At 67.4% G+C, this 15454-nt stretch carries 7 protein-coding genes and 1 pseudogene; 6 read left to right on the top strand and 2 right to left on the bottom strand.

What is annotated here, in order from left to right; translation table 11 throughout:
* Nucleotides 1-23 precede the first annotated feature (23 nt).
* Nucleotides 24-416: a hypothetical protein gene (locus tag ACZ5XS_RS00740; protein WP_468647016.1), complete on the top strand. Its 393-nt coding sequence runs from the start codon at nucleotides 24-26 to the stop codon at nucleotides 414-416.
* The gene (locus ACZ5XS_RS00745; protein WP_468647017.1) at nucleotides 416-2902 is read left to right on the top strand and encodes a DUF4132 domain-containing protein; all 2487 of its coding nucleotides are present in this window, start codon (nucleotides 416-418) and stop codon (nucleotides 2900-2902) included. The genes ACZ5XS_RS00740 and ACZ5XS_RS00745 overlap by 1 nt, the downstream gene beginning before the upstream one ends.
* 76 nt (nucleotides 2903-2978) lie before the next feature.
* Here the strand turns inward: ACZ5XS_RS00745 and ACZ5XS_RS00750 are convergent, their stop codons facing one another.
* Nucleotides 2979-6452 carry a DNRLRE domain-containing protein gene (locus ACZ5XS_RS00750; protein WP_468647018.1) on the bottom strand — a complete coding sequence of 1158 codons (3474 nt, stop codon included), beginning with the start codon at nucleotides 6450-6452 and terminating at the stop codon, nucleotides 2979-2981.
* A gap of 412 nt (nucleotides 6453-6864) precedes the next feature.
* Between ACZ5XS_RS00750 and ACZ5XS_RS00755 the strand changes: the two genes are divergently transcribed.
* The 4 genes and pseudogenes from ACZ5XS_RS00755 to ACZ5XS_RS00770 all read left to right on the top strand — a co-directional run.
* The gene (locus ACZ5XS_RS00755; RefSeq protein ID WP_468647020.1) at nucleotides 6865-14019 is read left to right on the top strand and encodes a polymorphic toxin-type HINT domain-containing protein; all 7155 of its coding nucleotides are present in this window, start codon (nucleotides 6865-6867) and stop codon (nucleotides 14017-14019) included.
* 5 nt (nucleotides 14020-14024) lie between these two features.
* The gene (locus ACZ5XS_RS00760; protein WP_468647021.1) at nucleotides 14025-14375 is read left to right on the top strand and encodes a DUF7674 family protein; all 351 of its coding nucleotides are present in this window, start codon (nucleotides 14025-14027) and stop codon (nucleotides 14373-14375) included.
* An 82-nt stretch (nucleotides 14376-14457) separates the two neighbouring features.
* Nucleotides 14458-14802: a hypothetical protein gene (locus ACZ5XS_RS00765; RefSeq protein ID WP_468647022.1), complete on the top strand. Its 345-nt coding sequence runs from the start codon at nucleotides 14458-14460 to the stop codon at nucleotides 14800-14802.
* A 146-nt stretch (nucleotides 14803-14948) separates the two neighbouring features.
* A pseudogene (locus ACZ5XS_RS00770) lies at nucleotides 14949-15073 on the top strand (XRE family transcriptional regulator); the annotation flags it as partial.
* A gap of 180 nt (nucleotides 15074-15253) precedes the next feature.
* On the opposite strand, the gene ACZ5XS_RS00775 reads toward ACZ5XS_RS00770, so the two are convergent.
* On the bottom strand, nucleotides 15254-15454 hold the full coding sequence (locus tag ACZ5XS_RS00775; protein ID WP_468647023.1) for a DUF397 domain-containing protein: 201 nt from the start codon (nucleotides 15452-15454) through the stop codon (nucleotides 15254-15256).

Below are 15454 nucleotides of genomic sequence, written 5' to 3' on the forward strand. Positions count from 1 at the left end.
TGCTGCCTCGTACTGTCGGCTCCATGGGAATCGTGACGTTCGTCGACGAGACGACAAGCGGGAGCCGCAGCGACGGCTGGGGACTCGAGATCGCCGAGGAGCGGCTCGCCGTGCGGGAGTTGATCCGACGTCGGGTGTTCCAGGAGGTCGCCGAGTACAACGCGCGTACACCGGGGGTGTTCCAGGGGCTGGTGCAGCCCGAGGACACCGAGCGGGTGCTGAACGGGTACGCGCTGCGGACGCCGCGGCGGATAGACCCCGAGACACAGACGGAACTCGCCCTCCAGGCCTTCGCCGGCAACGGCTTCCTGGTGCTGGTCGGGGACCGTCAGGTCACGGACCCGGACGAGGAGACCGAGCTGGAGCTCGGCACCGAGGTCACGTTCCTGAAGCTGGTACCGCTGGTGGGTGGCTGATGATCACCTCTCCCGCGGACTACGCCCGGCTGGTCCGCGAGGTTCTCGCGCTGATCGCCGCCGAGGACGTGAAACCCCTCGTCCCCGAACTGCTCGCGCTCGCCGACATGGTCGACGACCACTGGGGCTGGGAGGGCCGCAAGGCCGTCGACGCGTTGCGGGCGGCGGACCACGGGTTCCGGGCGCGGCTGGTGCACGCCCTGGCCGGCCGGTACCACGAGTTGCAGGACGGCTCGGTGGCCCGTCGCCGCATCGTGCACCTGCTCAACGTCCTCCGGAGCGAGGAAGTGATCGAAGGGCAGTCGCAGGACACCCGGGCCGCACTGATCAGCCTGGCGGCCGAGCAGGAGGTGCAGTACAAACCGCAGCAACTGATCCGGCTCGCCGAACTCGAACTCGCCGAGGGCCGCGAGCTGCCCGGCGACTTCGTCGCCCTGATCCGCCGCTCGCAGGTGATGCTGTGGAACGGGGCAAGTGTGCTGGGTCCGCTCGCCGCGCGCCTCACCAGCCCCGTGGTGAACCCCGGTGAGGCCTGGTCCGACCGGGCGCTCACGGACCTCGCCGACCTCGGCGAGGACTGGCTCCGACTGGTCGCCCACGCCACCACCGCCACTGCCGCCCGCCCGTCGGCGAAGTGGGAGCGGGCGGGGCGGGCGCTGATCGACGGCATCGGCCCCGATGACGTGCGCGCGCGCCTGCTGCCCTGGCTGGGCCTGGTGGGCAGGCCCCGCACCCGCCCACTGCTGGCCTCGCACCACGGCGCGAACCCCAACGACACGTTCGACCCCTACAACGCCAACGTCCTGCGCGGCCTGACCTGGCTGCTCTCCTTCCTGCCCGCGGACGCCGGGACCGCCCGCACCCTCGGCGCCCTCGTCGAAACGGCCCTGCGCAAGGTCCCCGGCGTCGGCCCGGTGAACCCCAAGGTCGCCAACGCCGGAGTCCTCGCGCTCGCCCGGCTGGACGGCGAGGCCGCCCTCGCCGAACTCGCCCGCCTCGCCACCCGCGTCACCTACAAGGGCACGCTCAAGCCGCTGAACACCGCCCTGGACGCGCGCGCCGAGGCGATGGGCCTCAGCCGCGAGGAGATAGAGGAACTGGCCGTACCGGCCTACGGGTTGACGGGCGTCGGCCGTGCGGAGCACCGGTTGGGTGATGCCACCGCCGTGCTCGAGGTCCGCGGCTCCAAGGCCCTGCTGACATGGCGCAACGCGGCCGGCAAGCCGACCAGGACGGTGCCCGCGTCCGTCCGGCGAGACCACGCCGACGAACTCAAGGAGCTCAAGGCGGCCGTCAAGGACATCGACAAGATGCTCTCGGCCCAGACCGAACGACTGGACCGCCAGTTTCTGGCCCGCCGGGTCTGGCCGTACGCCACCTGGCGCGAGCGCTACCTCGACCACCCCCTGGTCGGCGCCCTGGCCCGCCGCCTGCTCTGGACGGTCGACGGCCGGACGGCCGGATACGCCGAGGGCGAGCTGCGCACCCTCACCGACGACCCCGTCCGTGAGGGACACGAGGTCCGGCTCTGGCACCCCGTCGGCCACGAAAGCGCCGGGATCGTCGCCTGGCGCGACTGGCTGGAGCGGCACGGGATCACCCAGCCGTTCAAGCAGGCCCACCGCGAGGTCTACCTGCTCACGGACGCCGAGCGCACGACAGGCACGTACTCGAACCGCTTCGCGGCCCACTTCCTGCGCCAGCACCAGTTCCACTCCCTGGCCGCGATCCGGGGCTGGCGCAACAAGCTCCGCCTGTGCGTCGACGACGAGGCGCCGCCGGCCACCCGCGACCTCCCGCAGTGGGGCCTGCGCGCCGAGTACTGGATCGAGGGCGACGGCCAGGACTACGGCGTCGACACCACCGAATCCGGCAGCTACCTCCGCCTGCGCACCGACCAGGTCCGCTTCTACCCGATCGACGCACCGCAGAACTCCGCGCACTGCTACCAGGGTGAGTACCGCATGTGGCTCCGCGACGGCGCGGCCCCGGTGGACCCGCTCCCCCTCGAAGCCGTCCCGCCCCTGGTCCTCTCCGAAGTCCTGCGCGACGTGGACCTGTTCGTCGGCGTCGCCAGCGTCGGCAACGACCCGACCTGGCAGGACGGCGGCCCCGACGGCCGCTTCCGCGAGTACTGGACGTCGTACGGCTTCGGCGAACTCAACCAGAGTGCCGAGACCCGCCGCCTCCTCCTGGACCGCCTGATACCGCGCCTCGCGATCGCCGACCGCTGCACCCTGGAGGGCCGCTTCCTGCACGTGAAGGGCGAACGCCACACGTACAAGATCCACCTCGGCTCGGGCAACATCCTGATGACTCCGGACGACCGGTACCTGTGCATCGTCCCGAAGTCCAACGGGGGCGCGCCGCAGCCCGGCTACCTGCCGTACGAGGGGGACCGGATGCTGGCGGTGATCCTCAGCAAGGCGATGATGCTGGCCGACGACACGACGATCACGGATCCGACGATCCTCAGCCAGCTGTGAGCCGCGCGCACAGCGGTCGAGGGCCGTCGGACCGGTCGTCCGACGGCCCTCGACCGACAGCGGCAAGCCCTTCGGCTCACCCGATGGAGGTCCGGGTCGCCCAGTAACTCGCCTTGGAGATGATCTCCGTGCCTGACCCCGACAAGGCGGTCTTGCTGCCCGGGTGGAAACGTACCGAGCCGTCGGAACGCACGGCCCATATGTCGGGGACGGAGTCGCCGTTGGCGTCCGGCATGCCCATGAGCAGCGGGATGGCGTCACTGCCCCAGCCGGAAGCGCCGTACTCGGTGTCCGCGCCGCCCGCGGAGTTCGCGGCGGACGCGAAGGAGTTCAGGTCGGTCCCGCCACTGCCGGCGGCGATGCCCTTGCGCAGCAACAGCCGCCCGGACGCGTCTGTGCGGTAGACCAGGTCGGCGACACCGTCACCGCTGACGTCCATGACGGTCACCAGATCCCGATCGGTCCAGGCCGAGGCGGACAGGCGGATCGCCTGATCGACGGTGGCCCCGTGGTAGCCGGTCAGCGCCCACAACTCGTCGCCGACGGTGGCGAGGAAGTCGGTGCGGCCGTCGCCGGTGATGTCACCCGCGGCGACGATCTGGGTGAGAGCCGAGGGACCGGGCGCACCCGTCGGCAGCAGGATCTCCTGGCGGCGGTCGATGTTGACGGCACCGTAGCCGTCACCCGGATACACCCAGAGTCTGCCCCCGACCCGGGCGACGAGGTCCTGGAGCCCGTCACCACCGTAGATGTCGCCGTTGTGGGTGATCAGCGCGTCCTTGAAGTGGCCACCTGGCGCAGCGACAAAGGGAGGAAGATCATCCCCGTTGGGGTCCTTGTCGGGGTTGGCGCGGTAGGCGCCCGACATCGCGTACTGGAGGTCGCCGGTGCCCTTCTCCAGGTCGTTGATGGTGGCCTGTGAGGGGTACAGGACTAGGTTGCCGGCCTCGGTGACCACCATCATGTCGGGCAGCTCGTCACCCGTGAAGTCGCCGGCCTTGTCGGCCTGGTCGCGCGGTGTGACGTAGAAGAAGTACTTGGTGGGCTCGGAGACGTTGTCCGAGCTGTCGACGGCACGGACGTAGAGCACGTTGGGCCCGGCGGCCGGGGGCTTGGCGTTGCCGATGGTGGCAGTGACGGTGGTGGCCGCGCCGTTGGTGCGGCCGAGGCTGCCCGTGTAGGTGGGCGAGTTGTAGCCGTACTCGTACCGCACGACGTCGGTGTTCACGGCGCGCACGGTGAAGGAACCGGCGGTGCCGAACTTCTTCGTGGACCAGTTGGCGTCCTCGGCACCGTTGCCGAAGCCGTTCTCGCTGCCGTCCGCATTGGGGAAGTCGGTGGAGGTGACCCTGGGCGGGCGGGGGGCGGTGGTGTCGAGGACGAACCGGCAGGGTGCCGATTTCGGGTACCAGCCGGACGTTGTTCCGGCGTCGTCGACGGCACGCACGCGCCAGGAGTATGTGGCACCGCTCTTGAGTGTGCTGGTGGAGAACTTGCTGGTGGTCCGCAGTGCTGTGTCGCCGTCACCACCGGCGGTCACTTTGCCGATCGACTTCAACAGGTCGCCGGTGGCGGACCAGTGGTCCTTCTCCCAGAGATCGAAGTCGAAGTAGTCGAGGTTCTTGTCCTTGTCGTTGGCCTTGGCGGTGAAGGTCAGATCACCGGAACCCATGCGGACGTACGGCTTGGTGGTGGTGCACTTGCCGTCGGGGCCGAGGTCGAGGGAGTTGGAGACGATCGACGGCTTGCGGTTGTAGACAAGGTCGAGCACGGGCGGGAAGTCGCCGTTGGCCTGGAACTTCTTCCACGCGTACTGGGCGTTCTCGTCCCGGGCGCGCAGACCGAAGGTGATCATGTCCTCGCCCTTGTCGGCGGCTTTCTGGGCGCCCTTCTTCACGTCGAAGGTCTCGTAGGCGTCGCGGCAGCCGGACTTGTAACCGTGGGCGAAGCTCTTGGTGGCCAGCTTGTTGCCGTCGTGCAGCTTGGGCGCGTTCTTCCAGTTGGTGTGGCCGTTGATCTGGCTGGTGAGGTGGACGCTCATCGAGCGGGCCTGGCAGGACCAGGAGTAGGTCTCCAGCATCTGCAGCTTGGCGCTGGTGATCTTGGTGCCCTTGAGGTCCTTGTCGAACTGGACGTTGAAGAACGACCGCGAAGTGCCCCAGGTGTCGGACTCGAAGCCGACGCGGGCCTCGTGCGTGCCGCCCGCGTTGAAGCCCTTGCCGTTGTAGAACGTGGCGTTGGGGTGCCGGTTGTAGGCAGTGGTCCAGTCCTGGACGTGCTTCTTGACCGAGGGGTCGATGAAGACCGGGTAGGTGGTGGCCGGGTCGTTGAGGAAGTCCTGGTCGGGGGTGAGCAGCCACTTCCCCGTGGCCAGGTCGGTCTCCACGAGTTCACCGCGGGAGTCGGGGGAAGGGCCGTCGAGGGAGGGCAGGCTCAGCGTCGCGGCCGAACCGGTCTGCGTCGGTGCCGGGGTCGTCTCGGCCGGTGCCGACGGCAATGGGGACTCCGACGCGGTCGGTGCCGGACCGTCGGTCGCCGACGGCAGCACTTCGATGTCGGTGTCGCTCTGCTCGTCCGACTCGACTTCCTCGTCCGTCGGGCTCGGGCTGCCGCCGGGGTCGGGGTCGGGGTCGGCCGAGTCCGAGGCGTTGGGTGTCTCGGACGCGGTCGGCTGGGCCGAGGCGCCCACGGAGCCGTCGGTGACGGCCGGCTGCCCGCTGTTGTCCCACATCAGTGGAGTGGGGGACATCGCGACCTCTTCGTCGTCGGCGTTCTCGGCGCTGACGATCCCCGAGACGGGGTCGAGACGGAAGGTGAGGCGGGTGGAGTGCAGGCCGTACACCAGCTGCTGGACATGAGGATCGGCAGCGGCCTGCCGGTTCTTCAGGACGACGAGCTGTCCGAAGCCGTCGTCGTCGGCGGTGAGCACGAGGTCACCGCCCGGGAAGATCTCCGGGTACAGAGCGCGGTTGCCGTCGATGAACGGGGTCGGCACGGCGCCGGGCCAGGTGAGCTGTATCGCGTACTCGGCGGAGTCGCCCACATAGAGAGTGACCAGGGGGGTCTCGGTCGCGTCCGCCGCGGCACCCCGCACCAGGGACGCGCGCCGCACCGTCGAGCGGGTGGCACGCTGTCCGTCGCGCTCACCGGAACCCGCGGAGAAGACCATCCGGGTGTTGGTGGCCGTCGGCTCCCAGCCTGCCTTCGTGCGGCGCAGACTCGGGTCGATCTGCTTCCACTCACCGCCCACCTTGGCGCGGACGGGAGACGCGTAGAGCCGCTTCGCCATCAGGCCGTCGGGGCGCGCCCAAGTGGTGGAGCGGGCGGTGCGCGCGGCCGTCACCTCGACGCTCTTTCCGGTCCGAGCGGCCTTGGTGAGGGCGGAGGCCTCCGTGACGGTCTCCGTGCGCCGGTCGGGGCCGCCGCTGTCGTGGGCGGTGTCGCTTCCCAGCCGGAGCCCTGCGTAGACGATGCCGGTGGCGGCGACCGCGGCGGCCAGCACCGCCGCCCCGGTCCGACGTCCGGGCGTACGGCGCCAGTTGCGCGTCATCGGACGGGTTCCCCTTCCCCCTTGTTCGCCTCGGCACCGGCGCATGACAGAGCGCGGCCGAGCCAGCCGATGATGACCTATGGGGCAACTGTCGTCACCCTGTGGCGATGCTGCGGGCGGTTCTCCACGTGCGATCGGCGGGGCGCCCCGAGTGGGCGAGTCGTGTGCGCAAATGCAGCAAATGGCAACATTAATCGGGGAATTGAGGGCGGTATTGATTGATCACCAAGCCCTGATGCGCTTATAGGCCTATTCGTAGGGTAGCGAGATGTTACGTACAGTGATGATCGTCACATCATCTCGGCATCTCTGGCGCTTCTTCACCGTGTGATCACAGAATCTTTGCTCTCTGATAAGTCGTCACGCGTGGTCCCTCACCGGTCCCGCTCCACATGGTCCGGGGGACCTCGTCGTGTTCGATCGACTTTCGCGTGCCCGCAGGCGCCGCATCGCGCGCACAGCCGTGCCGGTCACGGCTGCCGCGCTGCTCGTGGGCCTGCTGCCCGTGCAGGCCCTGGCACTTCCTCCGGATCCGGCCAAGGAGGAGATCGGACGCGAGGCGCTGACCCTGGAAGAACTCGACCAGGAAGCGCCCGTTCCGAGCAAGGAGTCGGGTAAGCACCTGGAGACACTGCGGGCCGAGGTCCCCAAGGACCTGCTCGCCGCACCCACCAGCACGACGGCAACACCGGTCGGTACAGGGTCGGTCGTCTTCGGCTCGACCGCGACGATGGCCTCGGCTCGAACCGCCGCGACCGCGCAGCAGACGGCGCTGAGTCCCGCCGGCACCCTGCCCGTCAGCCTCGGACAGGCCCCCGACAAACCGGCGCCGACGGGAACCTGGCAGGTCACCATCCCGGAACGGACCACCCCGACGGGCCAGGGCGTGGACGGTGCCGTCGTGGTCGTCGAGGCTCCCAGCACCGCGTCGGTGCCGGTCTCCGTCAAGCTGGACTACTCCAAGTTCACAAGCCTCTACGGCGCCGACTGGGCCTCCCGCCTGCGCTTCGTGCAGTTCCCCGACTGCTACCTGACCACCCCGGACGACGAGGCCTGTCAGACGTACGAGGAACTGGAGACGACGAACGACACGGCGTCCAGGTCCCTCACCGCCACGGTCGACCCGGCGGCAGGCGACACGGTGACGCCCGCGTCGGCGACGTCCTCGGCACCTCGGAACTCCGGCGTGATCCAGGCGGGCTTCAGTGAGTCCGCCTCGGTGACGCCGGTCGCGACCGCGGGCGCCGGTACAGCGGTCGTCGGCGCCGTCGACTCCGGCAACGGTGGCGGCGGCACCTTCAAGGCCACGCCCCTCGCCTCGAACGGCAAGTGGGAGGCGGGAGGATCGTCGGGCGCGTTCACCTGGTCCTATCCGCTGACCGTGCCGAACACGCCCGCGGGTCCGGCACCCAAGATCTCCTTCAACTACAACTCGCAGAACGTGGACGGCCGTACGGCGGTCTCCTCGCCCCAGGCCTCCTGGATCGGTGAGGGCTGGTCCTACGATGCCGGCTACATCGAGCGCCGCTACCGCTCCTGCCAGGACGACCGCAGGACGCTCAAGGCCGGAGCCCCCAACAACACCGCCACGAAGGACAAGACGTCCGACCTGTGCTGGGTGTCGTACAACGCGGTGATGTCGCTGGGCGGCAAGACCACCGAACTCGTTCGGGCCGCCGCTTCCGGCAGCGATCCGGAGAAGGACACCGAGGTCTACCGTTCCCAGCAGGACGACGGTACCCGCGTCGAACACCGCGTCGGCGGCACCAACGACGACAACAACGGCGAGTACTGGGTCGTCACCACCACGGACGGCACCCAGTACTACTACGGCCAGAACAGCGTGGGCGGCGGCCACGCCACCACCGACTCCGTCTCCACCGCGCCGGTCTTCGGCAACCACCCGGGCGAGCCCTGCCACGCCACCGCCCTCGCCGACTCCCGCTGCGGCGCGGGCAAGCAGCAGGCCTGGCGCTGGGGCCTGGACAAGGTCGTCGACGTCCACGGCAACACGATGATCGTCAACTGGTCACAGGAGACGAACTACTACGCGGTCCGCAAGAAGTTCAAGTCGCCGGAGCAGTACGACCGTTACGCCTACCCGGCCTCCATCGAGTACGGCATGCGCCCGGCCGGCCTGACCAAGCCGTCGGCGACCGTGGAGTTCGGGACCAAGCAGCGCTGCCTCAAGTCGGATACGGCGTGCACCGCGGCCAACTTCGCCAAGACCGACGACCCCGGCGCCTACCGCCCTTGGTGGGACACCCCCGGCAACCTCAACTGCAAGTCCACGTCCAAGCTTTGCCCGCCGTTCCCCTCCTTCTGGACGCAGCTGCGCCTGGACACGGTGACGACCAAGGCGGCCCGCGCCGGGCAGACCGGTCTCGGCCCGGTCGACAAGTACACGCTGCGCCAGTCCTTGCCGGAGGACTGGTACGACAGCGCCCCCGGCCTGTGGCTCAACTCGATCACCCGTACCGGCTACGCCCCGGGTGACACCACCGGCACGCTCCAGTCCAAGGACGGCATCAGTTTCGCGCCGTACACCGTCGGCTCCGGATCCCCCCAACTCTTGCGTGATCGGGGTCTCCTGGACCGCCAGTTGCCCAACCTTGTCCTGACCGGCAAGAGCGACCAGCGTCCCGGCTTCACCCGACCCCGCATCGGCGCCGTCTCCACCGAGTACGGCGGCGACATCGAGGTCGAGTACACCGGCGGCTGCGCCGCCGAGCCGTCGGAGGACAAGGGTAAGAGCAACGGCACCTGCTACCCGGTGCGCTGGTCGCCGGACGGCGACGAGAAGACCCCGGCGAAGTCGTGGTTCAACAAGTACGTCGTCGCTTCCGTCTTGGAAATCGACAAGGTCACGTCGCACGGCAGGCCGGTCGTCAGCCAGTACACGTACTCGGATCCGGCCTGGGCCAAGAGCGACGACGAGTTCAGCCGCCCCGCCCTGCGCACGTACAGCGACTGGCGCGGTTACCGTCAGGTCAAGGTCACCAAGGGCAGCAGGTCCACGTCCGAGGTGGGTGTCCCGCAGACCCAGTCGCAGTCCTCGACGCGGTATTTCCAGGGCGTCGGCGGTGAGGTCAAGGACTCCACCGGCACCTACACGCTGCTCTCGGAGGACGCCCCGCAGTACGCCGGGATGACCGCCGAGTCCATCACCTACGTCGACTCCGACGGCGCGATCCTCAAGCGCACGCTGAACTACCCGTGGTCGAAGCAAACCGCGTCCCGCGCCCGGGAGAACGAGGACGCGACGACCGCGGACCCGCTCCTGGCCCACCGCCTCGGCGTCAAGCGGACGGACGAGATCCAGCACGTCGGCACGAGCTGGCGCGCCGTCCGCACCCTCACCACGCCCGACGACACCTACGGCCTTCCGATCCAGGTGGAGACGGCGGTCGTCAAGCCGAGCGGCGCCTCCGAGGTGCTCTCCGACCAGACCTGCACCAAGACGTCGTACCTGCACAACACCACGGCATGGCTGATCGGCCTGCCCAAGGAGCAGCGCACCACGGGCACTTCCTGCGCGGGCTACGACACGGCCGATCCGGCGACCAGGCTCAAGTCGTCGGCGCAGCACACCTACGACAGCCTGGCCTACGGCGCGACCCCGACCAAGGGCCAGGTCACCTCGATGGCCGACATCAACGGGGCGGGCACGGCACACTCCGTCGTCACCGGGACGACGTACGACGAACTCGGCCGCGTACGCACCATCACCAAGCCCGGTGCGGGTGTCACCGAGACGGAGTACACGCCCCCGGACGGCGGTCCGGTCACGGCGACCAAGACGATCAACGCCCAGGAGCGGGCCGTCCTGACCACCTATGACCCGGGGCGCGGCCTGCCGCTCACGGTCACCGACGCCAACAACCGGGTGGCACGCACCGAGTACGACGCCCTCGGCCGCCTGGTGAAGGGCTGGTCCCCGTCGCGATCGTCGGGCGGCAAGTCGCCGAACGTGATCATCGACTACCAGCCGGCGATCGCCTCCGCCAGCGAGAACCGCCCGGCCGCGACAGTCGTCGACACGCTCAAGGACGACGGCTCCTACGCCCGTGACATCACCCTCTACGACGGTCTGACGCGCGAGGTCCAGAAGCAGACCGAGGCCCACGGCCCCGGCCGGATCATCGTGGACACCGACTACAACGACCACGGCCTGGTCTTCAAGAAGACCGGCGGCTACCTCGCCAAGGGCGACCCGAGCACGGAACTCTTCGCGCCCAGGTCCACGTCGCTGATCCCCGTCTCGACCCAGTACCGCTACGACGGCCTGGGGCGCGAGCACCGGGCGTCGGTGTACCACAGCGGGGCGTACAAGTACGAGACGTTCCACTGGTACGACGCAGTCAGCACGAAGGTGAACCCACCGGGTTCGACGGCCCCGATGACGAGGACGTACTTCGACGCTCTCGGCCGGGTCACCTCCCTCAGACACTTCACCCAGGACGCCTCCAGCACGACGGCGGGGCGCACCACCACCTACGAGTACGACGCCCGCGGCAACCAGAGCAAGGTCACCGACCCGGCCGGCAACGTCTGGTCCTACACCTACGACGTCCGCGGTCGGCTGACGTCCTCCACGGACCCCGACACCGGCACCACGGACACCTGGTACGACACGGCCGACCGCCCCAACCGGGTCAAGAACGCCCGAGCGCAGGAACTCTTCACCGAGTACGACGTCCTCGGCCGCGTCAGGTACGTCCGACAGGGCTCCGCCACCGCGACTCCGGTCAAGGAGTACAAGTACGACGGTGCCGCCGGCGGCATCGGACAGCCCTCGGAGTCCATCCGCCACACGGACACCGGCGACTACGTCAACCGCGTCACCGGCTACAACGCCGACTCCCAGGTCACCGGCAGCGAGACGGTCATCCCGGCCAACGCGATGACGACGGGCCTCTCCGGCACGTACTCCTACGCGTACACCTACACGCCCACGGGCAAGCCGCAGTCGGTCACCCTGCCGGCGAAGGGCGGCCTGGCCCAGGAGAAGGTCGTCACCCGCTACAACAGTGACGGCTTGGCGGAGTCGACGTCCGGCCAGAGCTGGTACACGGCCGACGCCACGTACTCGCCCTACGGCGAGGTCCTGCGCACGGTCTCCGGCTCCCAGCCCTACCGGGTCTGGACGACCAACTTCGTCGACCCCCACACGGGCAGCCTCCAGCGCACCGTCGCGGACCGCGAGACAGCGGGCCCGCACCGCATCACCGACAGCTTCTACTCCTACGACGCGACGGGCACGATCACCTCCAACGCCCGCCAGCTCGGCGACGAAACGGGCGCCTGGGACACCCAGTGCTTCACGTACGACGTCATGGGCGAACTGGCGCACGCCTGGACGTCGAAGGTCACCCCGACCGGCACCGGCACCGGCTGCAAATCGGCGAACGGCACGACGTGGGGCCCCCGCACCACGTACGCGACCTCCTCGGGCCCGGTCACGGACGCCCCGGACGCGGCGGCGGACGCCCTGAGCCCCGACGCGTCCCTCACCTCCACGCTCGCCGCGGCGGCCCCGGACGCGAGCACGGTGGCGACCGGCGCGACGGCCTACCGCCAGTCGTACACGTTCGACTGGATCGGCAACCGCGCGTCGATGACCGAGCACGACCCTGCGGACGCGACGAAGAACGTCACCTACAAGTACGGCTACGGCAAGACGGTCACCGGCGACACCATCGCCCAGCCGCACACGATGACGTGGACCACCTCCACCCCGGACGGCAAGGGCAGCGCGTACACGTACGACGCGACGGGCAACACCACGGCCCGCGACCTCTACGACACCACGCAGAACCTGGTCTGGTCACCCGAGAACAAGCTCGACTCGATCACCGACGACGGCACGAAGACGACGTACGTCTACGACGCCGACGGCAACCGCCTCCTGGAGCACTCGGCGACGGGCTCGACCCTGTACCTGGGCGAGACCGAACTGACGTCGGACACGACGGGCGCGGTCACCCGAGCTTCACGCTCCTACGCCCAGGCCGGCGCCCCGTCGGTCGTCCGCACGACGAGCAACGGTGCGACGACGGGCCACAAGCTCAACGTGATGATCGCCGACCACCTGGGCACGGCGAACACGACGGTCGAACTCTCCGGCACCCAGCCGGTGACCCGCCGAGCGTTCAAGCCGTACGGCGAACTGCGCGGACCGAAGCCGGCGAACTGGCCCAACAAGCGCAGCTACTTGGGCGTGGGAATCGACGACGCGGCGACCGGCCTGACGCACATCGGAGCACGCGAGTACGACCAGAGCACAGGCCGCTTCCTCTCGGCGGACCCGATCATCGACATCGCGGACCCGCTGCAGATGAATGGGTATTCCTACTCCCGTAACAGCCCCATTTCCACATCCGACCCCGATGGCCTGAAGCCCGTCGGCGTGTGCGAGAACGGGAGCTGCGATCCGAGCACCAAGGAGTGGTTCACCCAGAATGATCAAGGGCATTGGGTGCACCACATGGTGGAGACCGATGTTGTGAGCCGCGATGACGGATCCACCCTGTTCACGTACACATACAGTTCGGGCGGAACCAAGAACAAGGCTCACGTCACGGTCGGCAACTATGGCGTCTACTACGGCGTCGCTCCCGTAGGGGAGAACCTTAGAAAGAAGCAAGCGAAAGACCTGTTCGACTTCTTCGTGTTCGACACCGAAGAAGCCGGCGAGTGCGCGGATGACGTGTCCGTGGGCAAATGCGGGGGTCTCGCTGCCGATATTCCCTTCCTCAAGGTTTTCAAGCTGTTGAAGCTTGGGAGGCACGCGGACGAGGCGGCCGACGGCGCGAAGGTGCTCCCCGGATGCAAGTGCTTCCTGGCCGGCACGGACGTGCTCATGGCCGATGGATCAACCAAGGATATTGAGGACGTCCGGCTCGGAGACGAGGTCCTGGCGACCGATCCGAAGAGTGGCGAAACGGTGCCCAGAAAGGTCACCCGCCTCATCCGGACCGAGGGCGACAAGTACTTCAACGAGCTCTCCATCGCCGCAGAGGAAGGCATCGAGAAGCTCACGGCGACGCACGAGCACCCCTTCTGGTCTCCGTCCCAGCAGGACTGGGTCCCGGCCAGGCAACTCGAGCCGGGGATGACCCTGCGCACCTCTGGGGGTGAGACGGTCATCGTTACCGGCAACCGGCCCTTCACCCAGCAGGCACGTACGTACAACCTTACGGTTGATGATTTGCACACGTACTATGTACTGGCGGGTGAGACTCCGGTCCTGGTTCACAACAGCAACGGCTGTATCCTGCCAACGCCAAGCGTCTCCGATTCAAAGCTTCAGAATTTGGTCAACGATCTCTATAAGGGGACGACTAATACGGCTCGAACTGGAGACGGTACGACGATGTCGGCGATTCGCGATGAGCTCAGCTCCGGTCAACTCGTGCACGGCCGTAACCATGTAGCCAAGGGGAATCAGTACGCTAAGGCGCTGAATAAGTGGATATCAAGGAATCATAGAGACGGCGACCCGCACGACTTGATCGTGGCGAGAAGCCTACTTGCCGACCTTAAGTCGGCCCTCGCGGGGAATTGATGGAGATGAACGAAGAGCAGTTCTTTCATGGTCTCCTGCAGGACTTTCCGCAGCTTGAGAGCTTGCATGCCGAGCATGTGGAGTTCTACGAAGAGTTCCTCTCCCACGTTTTCCTCGCAGACGTCGTCCGATGGGCGGTAAGTTTGTTCGGCGAGGTTGGTCAGGGCTTGGCTGACGAGGCCATTGGGCTTCGATTGATTAACTTCGTCGAGGGCGCGTACGTGCATGGGGATTGCGCAGTCAGAGAATTGATCAGGGTTTCGTTTGTTGAAAATCTGCCTTACTCTGGTCAAGAGGGTTTTCGTATCAATGGACACCTGGCGGGGAATCTCCGCAGGATATTTATGGAGCGTTAATTCCTGCGAGTACTGCGTCGCGAGATGTGGTTGCGTAGAGCGATTTCATCGCAGCCAATTCAGACTCAGCAGGATGAGACCCATGGAATCGGATGCTTGCCAGGCTCTGGCCAGCCTGATTCGCTGGGAATCGTCGCTGGATGGCCTGATCGGCACCGTCAACCGATGCGATCGACACGAGGGGCCGTCTGTGCGCCTGGATGGTGATGCCGTAAGAGGAGGTTCTACAGCGGTGTATCTCCGGAGAACTAGATGTTTTCAGCCGCGATGGGCTGGGGCGATTCACATGCTGGACCGTGTCGAGATCGACGAAGTGGACGTTGAGGTGCTGACTCAATTCCTCTTCGAGGTGTCGAGTCCTGAACTGTTCGAGCCGATCACCGTTGACGTATGTCAGCGATGGATCAGCCGAATGGAACATGCATAGCACCTTGCTCACGCAAAAACCTGGATGTCCGGACGGAGCAGATTCCGGGCCTCCAGGGCGATTGACGGCAACGATGACGGCGACGTCAGCGGACAAATAACGAGGTGGTCGGGTCGTCAGGGTCCTCGTTGCCTGGGCGGCTTGGCGCTGGAGGCGGCTGCACCGTTCGCATCCCGATCGGGGCGCCGAAAGCGACGACGTCCAAGCCCGCGGCTAGGAGGAACGCCTTGGCCACGGCATCGAATCCCGCTGTCGCCTCGGGCTCATGCACTAGAGGCCGCTCGCCGCCATGCCCGAGTTCAAACTTCGCACTGATGGCGCCAGTGCAGCTCTGGCGTGTTCGCAGGCTGCCACAGTCGCCGCATCGTAGTCGCGAGTATCCCGTTCAGCACCTGGTGCGCGCCCTAAGTCAGTGTTTACGGGACAGCCCTCAAAGTGTTTGACGTAAGAACTATGTTGTTGCTGTCGTCGCAACATCCTCGGGTCTCAAGGCTGCTATTAGGGCTCGAAGTTGGCTCGCTCCGGTCGTGAGGATCCTTCCCGGTTCATCGCTTTCCTGGAGAAGGATCGTTCCGGTGGGAGTGGTGGCGAGATAGACGCAGGAGGAGGCTTCCTCGCTGTATGTGGACTTCTGCCAGTTGATTTCGGTCAT

Source organism: Streptomyces sp. NPDC033131, from assembly GCF_055578365.1.